This window comes from Roseateles sp. (assembly GCF_039929605.1).
Taxonomy (GTDB): Bacteria; Pseudomonadota; Gammaproteobacteria; order Burkholderiales; family Burkholderiaceae_C; genus Pelomonas.
The window spans coordinates 1-19336 of the sequence record NZ_JBDSQX010000172.1 but is presented as its reverse complement, the minus strand read 5'-3'; the positions used below and the strand labels follow the sequence as shown (position 1 = coordinate 19336).

General features: G+C 65.6%; 20 protein-coding genes. 5 read left to right on the top strand and 15 right to left on the bottom strand.

What is annotated here, in order from left to right; all coding sequences use genetic code 11:
- The first annotated feature begins 114 nt into the window (after positions 1-114).
- The 4 genes from ABIS05_RS23160 to ABIS05_RS23145 all read left to right on the top strand — a co-directional run bounded on the left by ABIS05_RS23160 (position 115) and on the right by ABIS05_RS23145 (position 5272).
- Entirely contained in the window at positions 115-2037 is a 1923-nt protein-coding gene (locus ABIS05_RS23160; RefSeq protein WP_348010456.1) for a PrkA family serine protein kinase, read from the top strand.
- Between the two features lie 15 nt (positions 2038-2052).
- Positions 2053-3333, top strand: coding sequence for a YeaH/YhbH family protein (locus ABIS05_RS23155; RefSeq protein ID WP_348010455.1), 1281 nt, complete (start codon positions 2053-2055; stop codon positions 3331-3333).
- Between the two features lie 89 nt (positions 3334-3422).
- On the top strand, positions 3423-4931 hold the full coding sequence (locus ABIS05_RS23150; protein ID WP_348010516.1) for a SpoVR family protein: 1509 nt from the start codon (positions 3423-3425) through the stop codon (positions 4929-4931).
- Positions 4931-5272: a hypothetical protein gene (locus ABIS05_RS23145; protein ID WP_348010454.1), complete on the top strand. Its 342-nt coding sequence runs from the start codon at positions 4931-4933 to the stop codon at positions 5270-5272. The genes ABIS05_RS23150 and ABIS05_RS23145 overlap by 1 nt, the downstream gene beginning before the upstream one ends.
- Position 5273: 1 nt before the next feature.
- Here ABIS05_RS23145 and ABIS05_RS23140 read toward each other — a convergent pair whose 3' ends face one another.
- From ABIS05_RS23140 to ABIS05_RS23075, 14 genes are all read right to left on the bottom strand, one after another.
- Positions 5274-6119: a hypothetical protein gene (locus ABIS05_RS23140; protein ID WP_348010453.1), complete on the bottom strand. Its 846-nt coding sequence runs from the start codon at positions 6117-6119 to the stop codon at positions 5274-5276.
- Positions 6120-6128: 9 nt separating this feature from the next.
- On the bottom strand, positions 6129-6566 hold the full coding sequence (locus ABIS05_RS23135; RefSeq protein WP_348010452.1) for a TerB family tellurite resistance protein: 438 nt from the start codon (positions 6564-6566) through the stop codon (positions 6129-6131).
- A gap of 23 nt (positions 6567-6589) precedes the next feature.
- The gene (locus tag ABIS05_RS23130) at positions 6590-8395 is read right to left on the bottom strand and encodes an AAA family ATPase (protein WP_348010451.1); all 1806 of its coding nucleotides are present in this window, start codon (positions 8393-8395) and stop codon (positions 6590-6592) included.
- A 7-nt stretch (positions 8396-8402) separates the two neighbouring features.
- Positions 8403-9134, bottom strand: a complete 732-nt coding sequence (locus ABIS05_RS23125) for a PspA/IM30 family protein (RefSeq protein WP_348010450.1) — start codon at positions 9132-9134, stop codon at positions 8403-8405.
- Between the two features lie 54 nt (positions 9135-9188).
- Positions 9189-10082: a hypothetical protein gene (locus tag ABIS05_RS23120; RefSeq protein WP_348010449.1), complete on the bottom strand. Its 894-nt coding sequence runs from the start codon at positions 10080-10082 to the stop codon at positions 9189-9191.
- The gene (locus ABIS05_RS23115; protein ID WP_348010448.1) at positions 10079-10966 is read right to left on the bottom strand and encodes an ABC transporter ATP-binding protein; all 888 of its coding nucleotides are present in this window, start codon (positions 10964-10966) and stop codon (positions 10079-10081) included. The genes ABIS05_RS23120 and ABIS05_RS23115 overlap by 4 nt, the downstream gene beginning before the upstream one ends.
- Positions 10963-11757 (bottom strand): ABC transporter permease, encoded by a 795-nt coding sequence (locus tag ABIS05_RS23110; protein ID WP_348010447.1) that lies wholly within the window; start codon positions 11755-11757, stop codon positions 10963-10965. Before ABIS05_RS23110 ends, ABIS05_RS23115 begins: the two co-directional genes overlap by 4 nt.
- A 71-nt stretch (positions 11758-11828) precedes the next feature.
- Entirely contained in the window at positions 11829-13529 is a 1701-nt protein-coding gene (locus ABIS05_RS23105; RefSeq protein WP_348010446.1) for a phosphate ABC transporter substrate-binding/OmpA family protein, read from the bottom strand.
- A gap of 35 nt (positions 13530-13564) precedes the next feature.
- Positions 13565-14299 carry a methyl-accepting chemotaxis protein gene (locus ABIS05_RS23100; protein WP_348063342.1) on the bottom strand — a complete coding sequence of 245 codons (735 nt, stop codon included), beginning with the start codon at positions 14297-14299 and terminating at the stop codon, positions 13565-13567.
- Between the two features lie 332 nt (positions 14300-14631).
- A complete protein-coding gene (locus tag ABIS05_RS23095) occupies positions 14632-14916 on the bottom strand; it encodes a hypothetical protein (protein WP_348010444.1) in 285 nt (94 codons plus the stop codon).
- Positions 14916-16259 carry an ammonium transporter gene (locus ABIS05_RS23090; protein WP_348010443.1) on the bottom strand — a complete coding sequence of 448 codons (1344 nt, stop codon included), beginning with the start codon at positions 16257-16259 and terminating at the stop codon, positions 14916-14918. Before ABIS05_RS23090 ends, ABIS05_RS23095 begins: the two co-directional genes overlap by 1 nt.
- Positions 16260-16332: 73 nt before the next feature.
- On the bottom strand, positions 16333-17028 hold the full coding sequence (locus ABIS05_RS23085; protein ID WP_348010442.1) for a metalloregulator ArsR/SmtB family transcription factor: 696 nt from the start codon (positions 17026-17028) through the stop codon (positions 16333-16335).
- The gene (locus tag ABIS05_RS23080) at positions 17025-17348 is read right to left on the bottom strand and encodes an antibiotic biosynthesis monooxygenase (protein WP_348010441.1); all 324 of its coding nucleotides are present in this window, start codon (positions 17346-17348) and stop codon (positions 17025-17027) included. The genes ABIS05_RS23085 and ABIS05_RS23080 overlap by 4 nt, the downstream gene beginning before the upstream one ends.
- On the bottom strand, positions 17345-17656 hold the full coding sequence (locus ABIS05_RS23075; protein ID WP_348010440.1) for an NIPSNAP family protein: 312 nt from the start codon (positions 17654-17656) through the stop codon (positions 17345-17347). The genes ABIS05_RS23080 and ABIS05_RS23075 overlap by 4 nt, the downstream gene beginning before the upstream one ends.
- Before the next feature lie 134 nt (positions 17657-17790).
- Between ABIS05_RS23075 and ABIS05_RS23070 the strand changes: the two genes are divergently transcribed.
- Positions 17791-18936 (top strand): GGDEF domain-containing protein, encoded by a 1146-nt coding sequence (locus ABIS05_RS23070; RefSeq protein ID WP_348010439.1) that lies wholly within the window; start codon positions 17791-17793, stop codon positions 18934-18936.
- Positions 18937-18943: 7 nt separating this feature from the next.
- Here the strand turns inward: ABIS05_RS23070 and ABIS05_RS23065 are convergent, their stop codons facing one another.
- Positions 18944-19279 (bottom strand): GyrI-like domain-containing protein, encoded by a 336-nt coding sequence (locus ABIS05_RS23065; protein ID WP_348010438.1) that lies wholly within the window; start codon positions 19277-19279, stop codon positions 18944-18946.
- Between the last annotated feature and the right edge of the window lie 57 nt (positions 19280-19336).

Genomic DNA, 19336 nt, shown 5'->3' with positions numbered 1-19336 from the left:
GAGCGGAGAGTTCTGATGACGCCTTGCAGTTGAGGCGCGATCAGAACCCCCCAGCTGATCATGGGCACGGATCGTGCCTGTGGCCCTGTGGAGTTCAAACCGCAGGAGATCGACATGGACGTCATCAGCCATTTTGCAAAGCGCTACGAGCGCAGCAAGGTCGAGGAGCTCTCGCTTGAGGACTACCTCGCAGAGTGCAAAAGCAACCCCCTGGCCTACGCCACCGCAGCCGAGCGCATGCTGCAGGCCATCGGCGAGCCGCAGATGCTCGACACGCGCAACGACCAACGCCTGTCGCGCCTGTTCGCCAACAAGACCATCAAGATCTATCCGGCCTTTGCCGAGTTCTATGGGCTTGAAGAGGCCATCGAGCAGGTGGTGTCCTATTTCAGGCACGCGGCTCAGGGGCTGGAGGAAAAGAAGCAGATCCTCTACCTGCTCGGCCCCGTCGGCGGCGGCAAGAGTTCCATCGCCGAGCGGCTCAAACAGCTCATGGAGCATGTGCCCTTCTACGCGCTCGCCGGCTCGCCGGTGAACGAGAGCCCGCTCGGCCTGTTCGACACCGCAGAAGACGGCCCGCTGCTAGAGCGCGACTACGGCATCCCGCGCCGCTACCTGAACCGCGTGCTCAGCCCCTGGGCGGTCAAGCGCCTGGACGAGTTCGGCGGTGACATCCGCAAGTTCAAGGTGGTGAAGCGCTACCCCAGCGTGCTCAAGCAACTCGGCGTGGCCAAGACCGAGCCGGGTGACGAGAACAACCAGGACATCAGCTCGCTGGTCGGCAAGGTCGACATCCGCAAGCTCGAAACCTACGCGCAGGACGACCCCGACGCCTACAGCTACTCCGGCGGCCTGTGCCTGGCCAACCAGGGCCTGCTGGAGTTCGTGGAAATGTTCAAGGCACCCATCAAGGTGCTGCACCCGCTGCTGACCGCCACGCAGGAAGGCAACTACAAGGGCACGGAGGGCTTCGGCGCGATTCCCTTTGACGGCATCGTGCTGGCGCACAGCAACGAGAGCGAGTGGAAGACCTTCCGCAACAACAAGAACAACGAGGCCTTCCTCGACCGCGTCTACATCGTCAAGGTGCCCTACTGCTTGCGCGTCAGCGAAGAGACCAAGATCTACGAAAAGCTCATTCGCGGCTCGTCTCTGGCTGAGGCCAAATGCGCCCCGGGCACGCTGAAGATGATGAGCCAGTTCGCGGTGCTGACGCGGCTGAAGGAGCCCGAGAACTCGTCGCTGTATTCCAAGATGCAGATCTACGACGGCGAGAACCTGAAGGACACCGACCCGCGTGCCAAGAGCTTCCAGGAGTACCGCGATTACGCCGGCGTCGACGAAGGCATGAGCGGCATCAGCACGCGCTTTGCGTACAAGATCATCTCCAAGGTCTTCAACTTCGACTCCGCGGAAGTGGCCGCCAACCCGGTGCACCTGATGTATGTACTGGAGCAGCAGATCGAGCGCGAGCAGTTCCCCAAGGAGCTGGAAGAAAAGTTCGTCGGCTTCATCAAAGAACAGCTGTCGCCGCGCTACGCCGAGTTCATCGGCAAGGAGATCCAGACCGCTTATCTGGAGAGTTATTCCGAATACGGCCAGAACATCTTCGACCGCTACGTGACGTATGCGGACTACTGGATCCAGGACCAGGAGTACCGCGACACCGACACCGGCGAGGTTTTCGACCGCGCGTCGCTGAACGGCGAGCTGGAGAAGATCGAGAAGCCTGCGGGCATTTCCAACCCCAAGGACTTCCGCAACGAGATCGTCAACTTCGTGCTGCGCGCGCGTGCCAACAACGCGGGCAAGAACCCGCTGTGGACGAGCTACGAGAAGCTGCGCACCGTCATCGAGAAGAAGATGTTCTCCAACACCGAGGAGCTGCTGCCCGTCATCAGCTTCAACGCCAAGGCCAGTGCCGAAGACGCCAAGAAGCACGAGAACTTCGTGCAACGCATGGTGGACAAGGGCTACACGGCCAAGCAAGTGAGGCTGTTGTGCGAGTGGTACTTACGCGTGAGGAAGTCGAGTTAAGAAAGCAGGCGCTCGATGTCGCTTCAACAGATCATTGATCGAAGGCTGTCGGGCAAGAACAAGTCCATCGGCAACCGTGAGCGCTTCCTGCGCCGCCACAAGGAGCAGATCCGCGAGGCGGTGAAGCGCGCGGTCGACGGCCGCGGCATCCGCGACATGGAGCGCGGCGAGGACGTTCACATCCCGAAGAAGGACCTCACCGAGCCGGTCTTCGGCCATGGCGACGGCGGTGTGCGTGAGGTCGTGCGACCGGGCAACACCGAGTACGTGAAGGGCGACCGCGTGGCCAAGCCGAAAGGTGGGCAAGGCGGTGGCGGCGGTGGTGGGCAGGCCAGCGATTCCGGCGAGGGTGAGGACGATTTCGTCTTCCACCTCAGCAAGGAAGAGTTCATGCAGGTCTTCTTCGAGGACCTGGCCCTGCCCAACCTCGCCCGCACGACGCTGGCCGACACGCCCGAGTGGCGCAGCCAGCGCGCCGGCTATGTGTCCGACGGCACGCCCACCAACCTGCACGTCGTGCGCTCGATGCGCGGCGCGCTCGGCCGGCGCATTGCGCTGGGCATGGACAAGCGCCGCGAGCTGCATGAGCTCGAAGCCCGAGAACAAGAGCTGTTGAAGGAAGACCGCCCCGAAACCCCACGCCTGCTGCTCGAAACCCGCGAGCGCATCCAGCACCTGCGCGAGCGCCTCAAGGCCATCCCCTTCCTCGACCCCATCGACCTGCGCTTTCGCGCCCGCACCCGCATCCCGGTGCCGACGACGCGCGCCGTCATGTTCTGCCTGATGGACGTGTCCGGCTCCATGGACGAAGGCCGCAAGGACCTCGCCAAGCGCTTCTTCATCCTGCTCTACCTCTTCCTCACGCGGCACTACGAAAAGATCGACGTCGTCTTCATCCGCCACCACACGCAGGCGCAGGAGGTCGACGAGCAGAACTTCTTCCACGCGACAGAAACGGGCGGCACCGTCGTCTCCAGCGCGCTTGTACTGATGGAGCAGATCATCAAGGAGCGCTACTCGCCGACCGAATGGAACATCTACGGCGCCCAGGCCAGCGACGGCGACAACTGGCACCACGACAGCGGTAGGTGCCGCGAGTTGCTCGCCGACAAGATCCTGCCGCTATGCCGCTACTTCGCCTACGTGCAGGTCGCCGAGCCCGAGCAGAACCTCTGGGAGGAGTACCAGAAGCTCAGCGACGACGCCCGCCACTTCGCGATGCGCAAGGCCGTCGAGGCCTCGCAGATCTACCCCGTCTTCCGTGAGTTGTTCAAGAAGGAAGGGGCGCCCACATGAGCAGTAAAGAGGATCGCCGCCATCAGGAGCGCGTCGCCACGCCGCCGCGCGGCACGCCCGAGCGCCGCCAATGCGACCCGCTGCGCCGGATGCGCCCGCTGGAGCGCCGGCCCCAGCACGCGCTGCCGTCGCCCAACGACTGGAGCTTCGACCTCATCGAGGAGTACCACACCGTCATCAAGGAGACGGCCGCGCGCTTCGGGCTGGACACCTATGCCAACCAGCTCGAGGTCATCACCTCCGAGCAGATGATGGACGCCTACGCCTCCGTGGGCATGCCGGTGAACTACCGGCACTGGAGCTACGGCAAGGAGTTCATCAGCACCGAGCGCAACTACAAGCGCGGCCAGATGGGCCTGGCCTATGAGATCGTCATCAACTCCGACCCCTGCATCGCCTACCTCATGGAGGAGAACACGCTGGCGATGCAGGCCCTCGTCATCGCCCACGCCTGCTACGGGCATAACTCTTTCTTCAAGGGCAACTACCTCTTCCGCATGTGGACGGATGCGTCGTCCATCATCGACTACCTCGTCTACGCCAAGAACTACGTCGCCGAGTGCGAGGAGCGCCACGGCCTGGACGCCGTCGAGACGCTGCTGGACAGCTGCCACGCGCTGATGAACCACGGCGTGGACCGCTACCGCCGCCCGGCCAAGCTGTCACTCGCCGAAGAACGCGCGCGCCTGAAGGACCGTGAGCAGCACGCGCAATCGCAGATCAACGACCTCTGGCGCACGCTGCCCAAGCGGCCCGACCGCCCCGACGAAGCCGCCGAGAGCCGCCGCTTTCCCGACGAGCCGCAGGAGAACCTGCTGTACTTCATCGAGAAGAACGCGCCGTTGCTCGATCCCTGGCAGCGCGAGATCGTGCGCATCGTGCGCAAGGTCGCGCAGTACTTCTACCCACAGCGGCAAACGCAGGTCATGAACGAAGGCTGGGCCACCTTCTGGCACCACCGGCTGCTCAACCAGATGTACGACGACGGCTACCTGTCAGACGGCATGATGATCGAGTGGCTCAAGTCCCACACCAACGTCATCTACCAGCAGCCCGGCGCCAACCTCAACCCGTACGCGCTCGGCTTCGCGATGTACACCGACATCCGGCGCATCTGCGAGAACCCGACGGCCGAAGACCGCGACTGGTTCCCCGACATCGCCGGCAGCGACTGGCTGCCCACGCTCGACCACGCGATGCGCAACTTCAAGGACGAGAGCTTCATCGGCCAGTACCTGAGCCCGAAGATCATGCGCGACTTCCGCCTCTTCTCCATCCTGGACGACGAGACCAAGAACGAGTACGAGATCAGCGCCATCCACGACGAAGGCGGCTACCGCCACGTGCGCCAGGCCCTGTCGCGTCAGTACGACCTCTCCACCCGCGAGCCCAACATCCAGGTCTGGAACGTCAACCTGCGCGGCGACCGGTCGCTGACGCTGCGCCACGTGCAGCACCTCAACCGCCCGCTGCATGACAACGCTCAGGAAGTGTTGAAGCACGTCGGCCGGCTCTGGGGCTTTGCCGTGCAGCTCGAAAGCGTCAACCAGCGCGGCGACGTGACGCGCCGCTGGAACGTGCCGGCCCTGCACACCTGATGAGGGCTGCGGCGCTTGTCGTCTTGGCCGCGCTGCTCGCCGGCCCTGCACACGCCGCCGGGCTGACCGAACGCCAGGCTTGCCTCAAGCTCATCGGCACCGCCCGCGCCCTGCACCTGGCCGGCCCCAACAAACGCGGCAACTACCGCTGCAAGCGCCACGCCACCGAGGCCGATTTCGTTTTCACGCTGCGCTTCGACGGCCCCAAGGAGCCGGCCGACGCCAGCCATTTGCTCGGCCACTACGCCGTCGACAAGGCCACGCGCAACGTCTACGAGTGGGACCTGGTCACTGCCCAGCGCGGCGCCATGCTGGTGCCGCCCAAGCGCAGGAAACGCTAGTTCACAAAGCCATCCTCAGCCGCACGATCTCGAAGAACGCGCGGTGGTGATTTGCGAAGGCCTGAAAGCCACGCTTCAAGCCATTCAGGGCCTCCACCTGATGGTTTGTGTCGATGTAGCGCAGCGCCTCCCTTGCGCCGTTCACTGCGAGGTCGAAGTGATCAGCTTCGACTCCGCCACCGTGTCCACTGTGCACACCGACCCATGCATAGCATCGGTGCTCTGAACCGGCCAACTGAACCTTCTTGCGCATAAGGCGTTGAACAAGGTCTGGGTGCCTGCTGCGCAAGAAGTTGTCGATGATCGAAAACTCTCGATCGGCCAGCAGCTCGGAACCCAGGTGGAATCCCATGCCGAAGAACACTTGCTGCACGACACCTTCTGCGAGGGCAGGGAGGCCCATGTAGCCTTGCCGCACCTCGGCATTGACCTCCTGGAGCGACAGCGGTTCCTCTTCGTTCAATACGCCAGGCCCCGTGCCAAGCAACTCGGCCATGCCCAGCAGCGAGGCCTGAGCCATGCAGCGGTGGCTGTCGCGATCGGGGTTGATGTGGTCGTCGTACTCATCGCGCGCCGCGTCAAAGAAGAAACTGGCAATGAAGTTGCTTCGGTCTGCGACGGCGCGCGGCAGGCCCTTTTCCATGAAGAGCTCGCGCTGATCACCAATCAGCGCAGTGAGTGCAGACACGCCATTGGCGAACCTGCCGTTCCATGAGGCGTAACGCGCAAAGAAGCGAACCAGCTGCTCGTTGCCGTCCAGGCTTTCAAGGCTGTTCTGCACTCGATCGCTGCATTCCTCGAAGGCAACGAGGCCCTGGAAATACTCGTGGTTCAGTTCGATCTGCATGTCGGGTGATCAGAGCTCTTTGGCGAGCGCAGCCACAGAGGCGGCGTCCGGCAGAGAGGCCAGTGAGCCCAGGAGTGCGTCGCGCACAACCTGCAGCTCACGGTCGAACTGTTCCGTGCTGACGCCGTAGGCGCTCGCCAAACCGCGCGCTGTGGCCATCTCGTTGTCGGTGAGATCGCCGTCGGCGTAGCCAACCATCAGGCAGGAAGCCACCAGCGCGTCGGCGAACTCGGTGTCGAACGGCAGTTGCTTGAGGCGCTCCTCGGCGCGAGCATGCGAATCCTGTACGTCGGCAAACGCCGGCATGTCGCCTTCGCGGCTACCTTCGTAGAACGTCTGGATCAGCTGCGTTTCGGACGGGTGCACGCCGTCCACGTGCGACACGGCAAGCATGGCGGCAGTCAGCGCGTGGACTTGAGGGGCAGACAGATGCAGGTTCGGATTCATTCGGTTCTCCTGAATGGATTTGTTCAGCGGCCAAGGGCTTGCAGGCGAGCGATGCGCAACGCCTTCTGGATGTCTTCCAGTGGCATCCTTTTGAAGCGGTCCGGCAGCAGCGAGCGCCTCGATGTTTCGGAGACGGCGAGCAGCTCCATGAAGTCGATCATTTCGCGCTCCTGCGGCGGCATGAAGTCTTCGGCCGCCTTGGCAAGCGCTTCGATCAGCGCAAGCGTAGGCTCACGGTCGTGGTACTCAACCGCCAGCAGTACCAGCGCCTCAAGATCGGCGTTCGAATAGCCATTGAGCCGCTCGCAGAGCGCGATCAGTGCCTCGTCTTCAACGTCACCTGTGAGCGCGTAGCGCTTGATGAGTACCTTGACGATCTCGGAACGATCGGCGCCGTTCTCGGCGTAGAAGAAGGGCACCTTGCGATCCAGGCGGCCCGGGCGCTTGATGTCGGTGTCCAACTTGTCCGGGCGGTTCGTCAGCAGGATGAACAGCACGTTGCCGCGGTTGTCCGTGTCAGACATGAATTCCTTCAGGCGCGCGATGACCCGTGAGCTGGTGCCATCGTCGCCACCCTCGCCTCCACCGCTGCCGAAGCTGCGGTCACCCTCGTCGATCAGCACCGCGATCGGCCCCATCGCCTTGACCGTGGCCAGGACACGCTCGAGGTTGCGTTCGGTCGAACCCACCCACTTGGAGCGAAAGTTCTTCAGCGCGACGGCGGACAGCCCGGCCTCCTTGAGGAACGCCTTGAGAACGAAGGTCTTGCCGGCCCCCATCGGACCGACCGCCAGCAGGCCCATCGGGCTCAGCCGGGTGTTGCCCTCGCGGAGGTTCTTCGCGATCTCGTTGAGTTCGCCCTTGATGTGGTCGATGCCGCCAACGGCCGACAGGCCGTGCTTCGGTTCGACGAACTCGATCAGGCCCGCACATTCCTTCTCGATCAGCTCGCGCTTGCGGGCCTGGATCAGGCGCAGCACGGCTTCGTCGGGCGTCTGCTCGGGGAGGGACTTCGTCGGCTCTACCAGCTTGACGATCTCCTCAGGCGTCATGCCCGCCGTGATGCCAGCGAACTGCTTGGCGCGCGCTTCGGCGTCAGGTGTTCCCGTCAGGAGACCCAGGATAAGCCGTTCACGCTCCTCGACGGCCATCCCCGTGCCGTCCGAGGTCTTCATCAGGCTCTCGATCTGCACCGAGCGCATGCCCGCCATGCGGGTGGCGTACATGCTGGCCAGATTTGCCGACAGCGTGGGCGCGAGCTTGTTGACCAGGCCCAAGCGCGTGGCCTGGTCCGGCATCGGGATCTCGATGGCAGCAACCTTCGGGTTGTTGAGCAACCCCTGGTTGAGCGAGCCTAGCGACTCGACCACGATGAACGTGATGTTGTCCATGCCGTTCATCTGCCGGTCCAGTGACCAGCGATGGAACACCGTGGCGACCTTGCGGTCTTCGGCCGAAACGTAGCCTGCGTCATCGCCGGGCATCAACGTGTCCGCGTACGGCACGTAGAGCATGATGCCTTTCGTCGTGCGCAGGCTGCTCTCCAGGAGATGCAGCTTGGGCAACAGGTCGCCACCTGCGGACAGGTCGATGTCGTTGCTGCCCTTCTTGAGGACGTGCGCGCCGAACTCCGGCGAGATTTCAATGACGGTTGGCTTCGAGTCCGGTGCGAACTTGTTCGTCAGGAAGTCCTTGAGGTCCCGCAGTTCGCCGTCGACCAAGAAGACGTCGAAGACATTCCGGTACAGCACGAAGGTGGCGGCCTCACCCGCAAGGTACTTCTCGCGGATGGTTGTGGCCCAGGCGGGCATCGAGGTGGCTTTGCTCATGCGGGCCTCACAGGGTCCGGTTGCCACCCGTGCTCCCACCGCTGGCTTGCGCTGCGGTCTGTGCCGCTGCCGCTTTCATCGCTTCGAGCTCGGCACGCGCGCTGATGCTCGCGCTCTTGCGGGTCAAGTCCTTCATGCGGACGTCCAGATCGGTCGAGCGCAGTTCGGCGCCGAGGTTGGCTTCCGCGATGCGGCCCTTGATGTGTTCGCGCACGCCGCCCAGCGCTTGCACTTCGGCGTCCAGCGACAGCCCGTCAAGCGAGCTCTGGATCTGGATGCGGGCTTCGGCGCTCTGCAGCAGGCCGACCATGCGGTCCTTCTCGGCCTTGAGGTTCTGGATCTCGCCCTGCACCTCGATGAGGTTGTTCTTCATCGTGTCGGCATCGGTCTCGGCCGTTGCCAGTTCAGGGCGCAGGATGCCGAGGCCCTCGGTGAGCTGGTTCTTCTTCTGGATCAACACCATCGCCAGATCGTCCTGGCTGGTCGCCACCGCCGCAGCCAGGTCGCGGGTCACCTTGGCCAGGTCGCGCTCGGCGGTCTCCACTTGGCCGCGCAGCGCGTCTCGTCGCGAGATCACGCGGCCAGCAGCCTGCTTGAGTGCCATGTACTTCTGGGTCATCGACTGGATCGAGTTCTGATACGCGATCTCGGGATGCGCGTTCTCCTTCTTCTGGATCCACAGGCCCAGGAAGCCGTTCCAGAGGTTCCAGAGGCGTGAGGTCACTTGATGGTCAGCCATGATTCGTTCCTGCGTGGTGGTGAGGGGTGGGGCAATTGCCTTGCGGCGAATGGGTCAGTTGCGCGTTGTGTTCGGTGCTGCACGCTTGCGCGCCGCTGCCGCTTGCGTGGCCAGGGGAACCGGCGCCGCGACGGATGCTGCGCCTGTGTACGCCGGCAGCGAGAAGTTGCCCAGTTCCTGATCCAGGTCCATGGACACCTCTTCGCTGATGCGCAGTTTCTGAAGTGATTCCTCGAGCAGGGAGCCCATGTTCCCGTTGCGCGGTGCGGTCACCACCATCTGGTAGACCTCATCCATGCGAATGGGCATCGAGACGAGAGCGGCATCAATCATCGCGCGGCGGGCTGCCATGCGGCCCTGCCTGCGCAGCGACTCGGCAAAGTCAGCTTCAGCCCGGCGCAGCTGCGCCAATTCAGCCTGGCCGATACCAGGACGCGCCATTGCTTGCTGCACATCGCGAAGGCCGTTCTGAATCGAAGCTTCGTTCGTACCTTTGCGCCTGATCTCCTTCATCACGGCATCGCTGAGGCAAAGCCGCAGGAAGTCGATCGTGGTGTCTTCGAGCTGTTGCACGTCGAAGCGCGTCAGGGTCGAGTTCGCATCCCCGGCCATCCGATACAAAGACGCCACACGGTCGGTCATCTGCGAAAAATTCTGCAGGTGATCAGAGCCGCCGTGCGCCTTGATCTCGGCCGTGAGGCGCTCATACATGGCACCCAGCGTGCGATTGCGATCTTCCCTGTCCGCCCACTCCTTGAACGGCGGCAGACTCGGAATCACTACGATCGCAACCGTTTCGAGGGCGGCCATGGCGAGCAGGGTCAGCCCGAAGCCGTCGCCGCCCCACGGCAGCGAGGCCAGCAAGGCCGCGACACAGCCCACCCCGACAGCCATCAGGTGCGACGGATGCTGCAGGTAGTCCAGCCAGTAAGGGGTCTTCTTGATCACACGCTGACCCGGACTTGACCGCGGACGCCCGATTGACGCAGATGGCCGACCACGCGATCACTGAGGGCACGGACCTCGGCGCGCTCCAGCCACTGGACGTTGCGCGGATGCGCTTCTTGGATGGCAAAGTCATCGATGACCTTGGCCGGCTGCGTGGACAGCACGATGACGCGGTCACCCAGCGTGAGCGCTTCGCTCACATCGTGGGTGACGAAGATGACCACGCAGGGGTGAGCGCGGTGCAGGCGAATCAGCAGGCCCTGCATGTCCGCTCGTGTCTGCGCATCAAGCGCTCCGAACGGCTCGTCCATCAGCAGGATCTTGGGCTGCGTCACCAGGGCGCGTGCCAACGCCACCCGCTGGTTCTGGCCGCCGGAGAGCTGCGACGGGTACTGGTCGTGCTTGTCGGCCAGGCCCACCTCCTGCAGCATGTCATCGACGCGCTTGCTGGACTCGGCCTTGCTGATGCGGCGCGCCCATTCCTTGAAGCGGAACGGGTAGGCCACGTTCTCGCGAACCGTCAGGTCGGGGCGGTTGTTGTACTGCTGGAACACCATGATGGTGTCCTCATGCTGCGCATCGCAGACCTTGCCTTCGATGAACACCGAGCCGGTGGTCGGTGTCTTGACGTTCCAGGGGCGCACGCCACCCAGCATCTTCATCAGCGTCGACTTGCCGCACCCCGACGGGCCCAACAACATGTTGATCGCCGGGCGCTCGAAGCGCAGGCTGATGTCGTCCAGAACGCGCAGCGCCTTGCCGCTGGGCTGTTCGTATTCCTGAACAACGTTGCGAACCTCGATGATCGGTGGCACAGCACCCGCCGCGCCCGTCGCCGCAGCCTGTGGCTTTGCAGCGGCCGCGGGAGTCACGTCGTCGGTCATTTCGTTTCCCACTTGAAGAAGCGTCCCTTGAGCCACATCAGCGTCTGGTAGGTCAGCAAGGCCACGGCGATGATGACGATGATTCCGGCGAAGACCTGGTCCATCGCAACCAGGCGCTTGGCGTTGGCGATCATCTGGCCGAGGCCTTCCTGGGCGTTCACATACTCTGCCACGGTGATATAGGTCCAGCTGACCGACACGCCGACGATCACGGCGTCCATGATGCGAGGCATCGCCAGCGGCACCAACACCTTGGTGATGCACTCGAACTGGGTCGCGCCGATGTCTTTCGCGGCGACCAGGTATTGCTCGGGAACCGACCGGATCGCGTCACGCACCAGGGGTGTCAGGTAGACGATCGAGCCGACGAAAAGAAAGGCGATCTTCATGAACTCGCCAATGCCGAACCACATCGCCATGATCGGCAGCAGCGCGGCAACCGGTGCCGAGCGGAACGGGTCAATCAGCGGCGAGAAGAACGCGTTGATGCGCTGGGACGAGCCCATCAGGACGCCCAGCGGAATGCCGATGACGATGACCAGGGCGGACGCGGTGGCGACCCGCCCGACCGACCACATCGTGTGCACCAGCAGCTGGCTCTTGCCTTCGTACCAGGCGAGGTAGCTCATGGCCTGCGCCACGGAGAGCGGCGAAGGCAGTTGATTCTTGGTCATCAGACCGGAGGCGGCGAGTGCCGTCCAAATCAGCAGCACCGAAAGCACGGCTGACAAGCCGATGATTCGTCGCTTGGCGCGAGGAATCTCGGCATAGGGGTTCCAGAAGTTGCTCACAAGCGATCCTTGTTTGCTGTGTGCCAGGCGCGAAGAACGACAGGCCGGCCCCGCAGCGAACCGGCCTGGACTCAGCGTCCGTAGACCGCCAGGCGGGTCGATCGATTCAGCGTGCGGCAATCGTCGAGCGACATGCCGGCCGCACCTGGGTTGCCTTCATCGCACAGCGGGCGGCTGGATCCGTAGCCCACCACCTTCAGCCGCGCGGCGGGGATTTCCCACTGCTTCACCAGGTACTCGGCCACCGACTTCGCACGGCGAACCGAGAGGGCCTGGTTGGCCGCTTCAGCACCCACCGAGTCGCTGTTGCCGCTCAGTTCGAAGTAGGCGGCACCGTTGTTCTCCAGGAACGGCACCATCTTCGTGTCGATCACCTGCTGGGCCTTCTTCGACAGTTCAGCCGAACCCGACGTGAAGTTCACTTCCACCGGCTTTGTCACCTGTGCAGTTGCCGTCATCGCTTCGGTGCGACCGGCTTCGGTGTAGGTTTGCGCGGGCTTCGCGGCCGCCTCCTTGGCCTTCGTATCGCGCGCCAGCGCGGCCTTGATGAAGCGATAGTCGAAGCTGTCCTGGGGCGCAATCACCGGCGATTTCGGGTTCGCAAGCGAACCAGCTGCGCGGTAGATCTGGTCGAAGCGCGCATACACGCGCTCGTAGTGGTTGGTGTCACCCGCCATGCCCAGGATGCGGGCGTTGTCCGACAGGCCCGTCCAGAGCAGATTGCCGAACAGCGACTTCACGAAAGGCTTGCCTTCCTTCTGTGCCACCAGGCGGAAATACTCCTCCGTGTTCACCAGGGCGTCGACGGCAGCGTCCGGGTTGGCCTTGGCGGCTTCGACACCTTCCATCCAGCCGTCCACGAACTTCTGGAACACCTCGACGTTCTGCGGCTTGCTCAACTCGCGCTGGTCACAGGCCATCAGGTCGAAGATCAGGTTGCTGGCGGCCTTCGTCGAGTAGATGACGTGGGCCTTGGCATCACGCACTGCCAGCGACAGGTCCGGGTCCCACAGCACGGCGGCGTCCACCTGGCCGCCAACGATGGCGGAACGAACTCCCGACGTGCCCTCTTCCGGCTTGATGAAGATCATCTTCACCTGCTGCTTGGCGCGAGCGGTCATCGACGAGTTCTCGATGGCATCGATCAGCATGCCGTGCGACGGCGTGAACTGCACCAGCGCAACGGACTTGCCGGCCAGGTCCTCCACGCGCTTGATCGACGGGTCACGCGCGATGATGGCGTCGGCGCCGCGCGTGTTGTCCACCAGCATGACGGCCTTGGCGTCGTGGCCGGAGTTGCGCAGGTTCGGCTGCTCCTGGGCCCAGAAGTCCGATGTGCGCCACACACATTGCGCGGCCTTCGACTCGAATAGCGTCGTGATCGCCGGGATGTCGTCGTTGATGACGAACTCGACGCTCACCCCCAGGCGCGCATAGATGGACCCTGCGGCCGTCTTCAGGGCGCTGCCGTTGGCCAGCAGGCCGGGCGCATAGCCGTGGAAGCTCACGATGCTGACCTTCAGCGGGTTGCCCGGCGTGCCCAGTGATGCGTTCGGGTTCGACGGGACCGTGGCGCCCGCAGGTGCTGCACCGCCGCCGTAGGCCGCCGCGTTTGAAGTGCCCTGGACTGCTTTGGCCTGTTGCGCTTGTTCGGCATCGCGCTTGGCGAAGCGCTCTTTCAGGAAGAAGTTCCAAGCCACAGCGGCGAGCGCCGCAATGACGATCAAGACCAAAAGGCCTTTGGCGGCGGGGCCCGCTTTGTACTCACTCATCTGATTTCTCCAGGTATGGTTTTGTTGCCAGCGGGTCAGCTGACAGCGTTTGTTTGAGGAGCTCCCTGCCCATCAGGCCGCGCGGGTGCTTGGCGGAATTGGCTGATGAGCAGCTTGAACGACGTGCTGGTCACCAGCAGTTGTTCGATGAGTCGGTTGGCGCCTTCGCGCTTGGCCGTCAGGTCGCTGGTCAAGTCCGCCTGTTCCTGCACGGAGCGCGCGATCTCGCGGCTCATGAGGCCTTCGAGGTCAACGATCTGCTTGCGGATGTCGGCCACCATGGTTTCCCCGTTTTGTTTGAGCACGCCAATCTGCTCCATCGTTTCGGCATGCGCCTGCTCGACACCGGCACGAAGCCTGTTGGCGTGGGCGGCCAGTGCCTCGACCTTGTGCTCAGCGTCGCGGATCGGATCCTCAATAGTCCAGCCGTCGTCCGCAGCATCCATCGCGGCAATGGCCACCTTCTGCGTGCCCTGGTCCATCGCCCCCAGGCCATCAAGCACGCGCAGCAACTTTTCAGCGGGGTAAGGGGACGCCGGAATGCCGGCTGCGGCATACACCTCCGCCAGGCTCAATGTGATCTGCTCCTCCACCGGTGCGACGGGTTCGGCCAAAACCGGCGAGCTGACAGGATCAACAGCTGGAACTTCATCAGCGCCGCCTGCTAACGACCGGTCAGTGCCATCGTCAACGGGCGTGACAAAGCCCGCTCTGGCCAGGAAACCCATGACACCCTTCATACGAACCTCTCCAAGGAAGACTTTTTGCAAGCGGCTCGAATCATGCCCGAAGCGCTATCTGCAATCACCATGTTCCATGGGACAAACAGGACGCCAATACCTGAACCTGGGGCGTCGCCCCTTCAGGCCTGTTGCCCAGGCAGATGTCGCCCGTTGCCGTCCGCGCCACTTGGTGGCACGCGCGAATGGCGGGATGCGTTACGCAGGGGTGGACCTACCGGGTTGCGGCTGAGGTCGCCAGCACCGGCTGTACGAGCCCTTGCGCCTGCAGGCGCCACGTCCGTCCATCGGCGTAGCAACGCGGTGCAGGTCGCGTTCATGGCGCGTTGTACAACGCCACGCCAGGCCAGCTCAGAAGCCCGTCAGCGCAGCCCGCCGACGTAGCGCGTCACCGCCGCCACCGCTGCAACGCGGGCGCTGACGGGCACCGGTGCCGGCGGCGGCTTGGGGAAGAGCATGGCGCTCAGCCTGGCGCCCCAATCGGCCACCTCCGGATGCTCGGCCTGCTGGCAGGCCAGGCGGATGATCTCCTGCGCGTACTCGGCGTTGCGCACCAGCCATTCCACGTCGGTCACGCGGCCCATCTTGCGCCGCATCAGCACATGCAGGTGGGCGGCTACGGCCAGCCTCTCGCTGTCGCTCGCCATCACGCCACCTGCTCGCCGTGCTGGCTGAGGTCCAGCCCCTGCTGCTCCCGGCCTGCATCCACGCGCAAGCCGCCGAGCAGCAGGTAGACCAGCAGCAGGATGCCCGCCGTCATGACGGCGCTGAAGGCCACCGTGGCCAGCACGGCCACGGCCTGCGTGCCCAGGGACCCCGCCACACCGCCGACGCGCGGGTCGGCCAGCAGGCCGGTCAGCAATGCGCCCACGACGCCGCCCACGCCGTGCACGCCGAACACGTCCAGCGAGTCGTCGGCGCGCAGCCAGCGCTTCAGCCCGGTGGCGCCCCAGTAGCAGGCCGCGCCCGCCACCAGGCCGAGGAGCACCGCCGATGCCGGCGTGACGAAACCGCAGGCCGGCGTGATGGCGACCAGCCCCGCCACGGCGCCGCTGCACAGGCCCAGCAGCGTCGGCGTGCGGCGCGTCACCCACTCGACCGCCATCCACGACAGCGCGGCCGCAGCCGCGCCCAGCTGGGTGTTGAGCATCGCGATGCCGGCCCGCCCATCCGCCGCGCCGGCCGAGCCGCCGTTGAAGCCCATCCAGCCCACCCACAGCAGGCCGGCGCCGGTCATCGTGTAGGCCAGGTTGGCCGGCGTTAGCGGCGCGTGGCCGAAGCCCACGCGAGGGCCGAGCATCCACGCGGCCACGAGGCCCGCGACGCCGGCATTGATGTGCACGACCGTGCCGCCGGCAAAGTCCAGCGCACCCAACTGGGCCAACCAGCCCTGTGGTGCCCAAACCCAGTGCGCCACCGGCACGTAGACGAACAGCGACCACAGCCCGAGGAAGGCCAGCAGGCTGGCGAAGCGCATGCGCTCGGCCACCGCGCCAATGATCAGGCACGGCGTGATGATGGCGAAGCTGAGCTGGAACAGCGCGAACACGGCCGCCGGCACGCTGGGCATCAGCGCATGCACGCTGACCAGGCCGGCCGCCTTGTCATGCAGCACATTGCCCAGCCCTGCGCCGCCCAGGCCGCCGATCCAGCGCTCCAACCCGGCCGGCCCCGGCTCGAACGCCAGGCTGTAGCCGCAGGCGAACCACAGCAGCGACACCAGCGCCGCGCAAGCCAGCGTCTGGGCCATGACCGCCAGGATGTTCTTCTTGCGCACCATGCCGGCATAGAACAGCGCCAGGCCCGGCAGCGTCATCAGCAGGACCAGGGCGGTGGCGCTGAGCAGCCAGGCGGTATCGCCGGCACTGATCTGTGCGACCGGCACCTGCTCGGCAGCCTGCGCGGGCAGTGCAAGCAGACCCGCCAACAACGCGGCCGGTCGACGCGAAAGGGTGGAGAGCGCGGCTGGAAGGCGGTGATGGATGGGCATGCGGATGCGGCTGGTCGTGGCCGTGCATCAATAGCAAGCTCTGCGCCAACGCGCCTGCACCGCGCCGCGAGGTTCACCCCGCCAGCAGCCCGTCGACGAACTCGCGCTGGCCGGTGGGCGTCAGCACCAACGCGCGCGAGTCGTCATGGCGACGCAGCCAGCCGCGCGCCAGCAACGCCTCCAGCAAGGCCACAGCCTCGGCGCCCGCGAAATGCTCGCGCCGTTCCGACCAGTCCACGCACGGGTAGAGCGCCCGGCTTGCTGGCAACGCGGCCAGTGCCAGTCCTTGCGCCTGCAGCGCCGCATGCGCCGCGTCCGTGAGCCGCTCCGCAGCGCCCGCCCGCTCCACCCAGCCGCGCGAGCGCAGCACGTCGTGTAGCCGCACGCCCAGCTCGCCCGCCAGATGGCCGTAGCAACTCCGCGCATGCCGCAGGCCGCGCATCTCGGGCTTCTGCCAGCGGCGCACATCAGCCGCCGGTCCGGCATCCCTTCCATCAGCCACGCGCAGCAACGCCTCCAGCGCATGCGCCACGTCGCCATCGGCCAGGCCGAAGTAGCGGTGCCTTCCCTGCGGTCGCACCCGCGCCAGGCCTTCGTCAACGAGCAGCTTCAGGTGCGCCGACATCGTCGCCGCGCCCACGCCGGCATGCGTGGCCAGCTCGCCGGCCGTGTGCAGGCGGCCGTCCAGCAGCCGCGCCAGCACGCGCGCCCGTGTCGGGTCGGCAATCGCCGCCGCGACACGAGCCAGGCGTGGCTCGGCAGCACTCATCGCGGCACCTGCTCCCGTTCGTGCAGGCCGTAGTCGCGCACCACGGCGGCCACGCGCAACCGGTAGTCGGCAAACAACCCACCGCGCCCGGCCGCCTGGGCCTCGCGGTGACGCTCCATCTCGCGCCAGCCGCGCACGGCCTCTTCGTCGCGCCAGAAGGACAGCGACAGCAGCTTGTCCGGCTGCGTCAGGCTCTGGAAGCGCTCCATCGAGATGAAGCCGTCCATGCGCTCCAGCAGCGGCTTCAGCGCTGCGGCGTGGTCGAGGTAGGCCTGGCGGCCCTCGGCCGTGGGCTGGACTTCGAAGATGACGGCAATCATGGGCAGACATCCTCACAGAAAGTCCGCTCCTCGCGCAGGATGAAGCGCTGCGCCTGCGCGAACTCGAAGTTGGCGCGCGCCTCCGGGTCGTCCTTGAGCCGCGCGCGGTAGGCCTCGTATGCGGCCAACGAGTCGAAGCCCACCAGCCCCCAGGCCTCGTAGTTCGTGCCCTCCCAGGGCAGCCAGTAGCCGAGCAGCCGGCCGCCGAGGCGGGGAATGATGCGGCCCCAGTTGTCGGCGTAGTTGCGGAAGGCCTCGCGCTGCAGCGGGTCGATCTCGTAGCGGATGAAGCAGGTGATGTGGGGCATGGCGGTACTCAGACGCAAAAGGGATGCGGCCAGTGTGGGCGGCCTCGGCCCCGCGATGCTTCGCTGCGGAACGAAGCGTTACCCGGCCTCCAGGCAGCGAGCTATCCTCGCCAGCGCCACTCAACCCGCCCACCATGCCCAAGCCCGCGCCCCTCTCCACACCGGCTCCCGCAGGCGGGTCGGGTGGGTTGCTCGGTGCAGAAGGCCGGGGCCGGGGCGCGGCGCGGCTGACGCTGCTGGCCGTGGCCATCTACGGCCTGTTCGCGCTGAACATGGCGGTGCAGGTGCACCTCGGCCTGATGGCCGCCGAGCCGGCGCTGTGGCTGAGCGGCCTGAGCCTGGCGGGCATCACGGCCTTCTATGGGCTGGTGCGCAGCGGCCTGGGCCGCCATCTGGGGCACGACCCGTCGCTGACGTTGCCGCAGTCGCTCTTCGGCGCCCTCATCACCGCCTGGGGCTACGCCGTCGACCCGCCACTGCGCGGCGCCATCATCGCCATCATGCTGCTCAACCTGGTGTGGGGCATGTTCGTGCTGTCGCAGCGCCAGGCCTTCGGGCTCTACCTGTTCGGGCTGGCCGCGCTGGGCGGGGCGATGGGCTACGGCGCCGTCACCGACCCGGTGAATTTCCCGCCGGCGGTCGAGGCGCTGCACTTCAGTTTCGCGGCCATCCTGATGACAGCGGTGTCGGTGCTGTCGGTCAACATGGCCCGCATGCGCGCCAAGCTCGGCGCCCGCACGGCCGAGCTGCGCGCGGCGCTGGAGCGCATCCAGTACCTCGCCCACCACGACGAACTGACGAGCATCAGCAACCGCCGCCACCTCAGCGAGCGCCTCGCCGCCGAGCAACTCAACCAGCGCCAGAACGGCCAGACCATGAGCCTGGTGCTGATCGACATCGACCACTTCAAGGCCGTCAACGACAACCACGGCCACCCGGCGGGAGACGCCGTGCTGCGCCACTTTGCCGCCACGCTGCAAACCACGCTGCGCAGCACCGACTTCGCCGGCCGCTGGGGTGGCGAGGAGTTCCTCGTCGTCACACCGCAGGCCAGCGCCGAGACGGCCGCCACCCTCGTCGAGCGCCTGCGCGAGACGCTGGCCGCCACGTCCTTCGACAGCGTCGTGCCGGGCCTGCGCATCACCTTCTCGGCGGGCGTGGCCGAGTGCGCGCCGGGCGAGGACCTGCACCTCGCCATCGACCGCGCCGACCGCAGGCTCTACCAGGCCAAGCAGACGGGGCGGGATCGCACGGTCAGCGAGTTCGCGCCCTTGCTCTAGCGCGGCTCTACAGCGGCGCGACCGGGATGCACAGCTCGCAGTCGAACACGCCCGTCTGGTAGTCGAATTTCGACCCCGGCCGGTAGTGCTCGAAGCAGGGCCGCGCGTCGAACTGCAGGCCGCTGCCCGGTAGCCAGCGGCCCATCATGGCCGCCCAGGCCGCGCCGATCTCGGCGCCGGTGCCCTCGAAGTCCATGGCCGCGTAGCGGCCACCGGGCAGCTCGGTGACGAGGGCGCCGCCGTTGGGCACCCAGTCGGCCGGCACGGCCACGCCGGCGTCGTAGCGGCATTGCTCGGGCGGCGTGAGGCTGGGGTCGTCGTGGCTGATGCCGAAACGCGACACGGGGCTCGGAGGCTGTCGGGCTTGGGGTCGGGCGCGCGTTGGGCCTGCAAGGGGGCT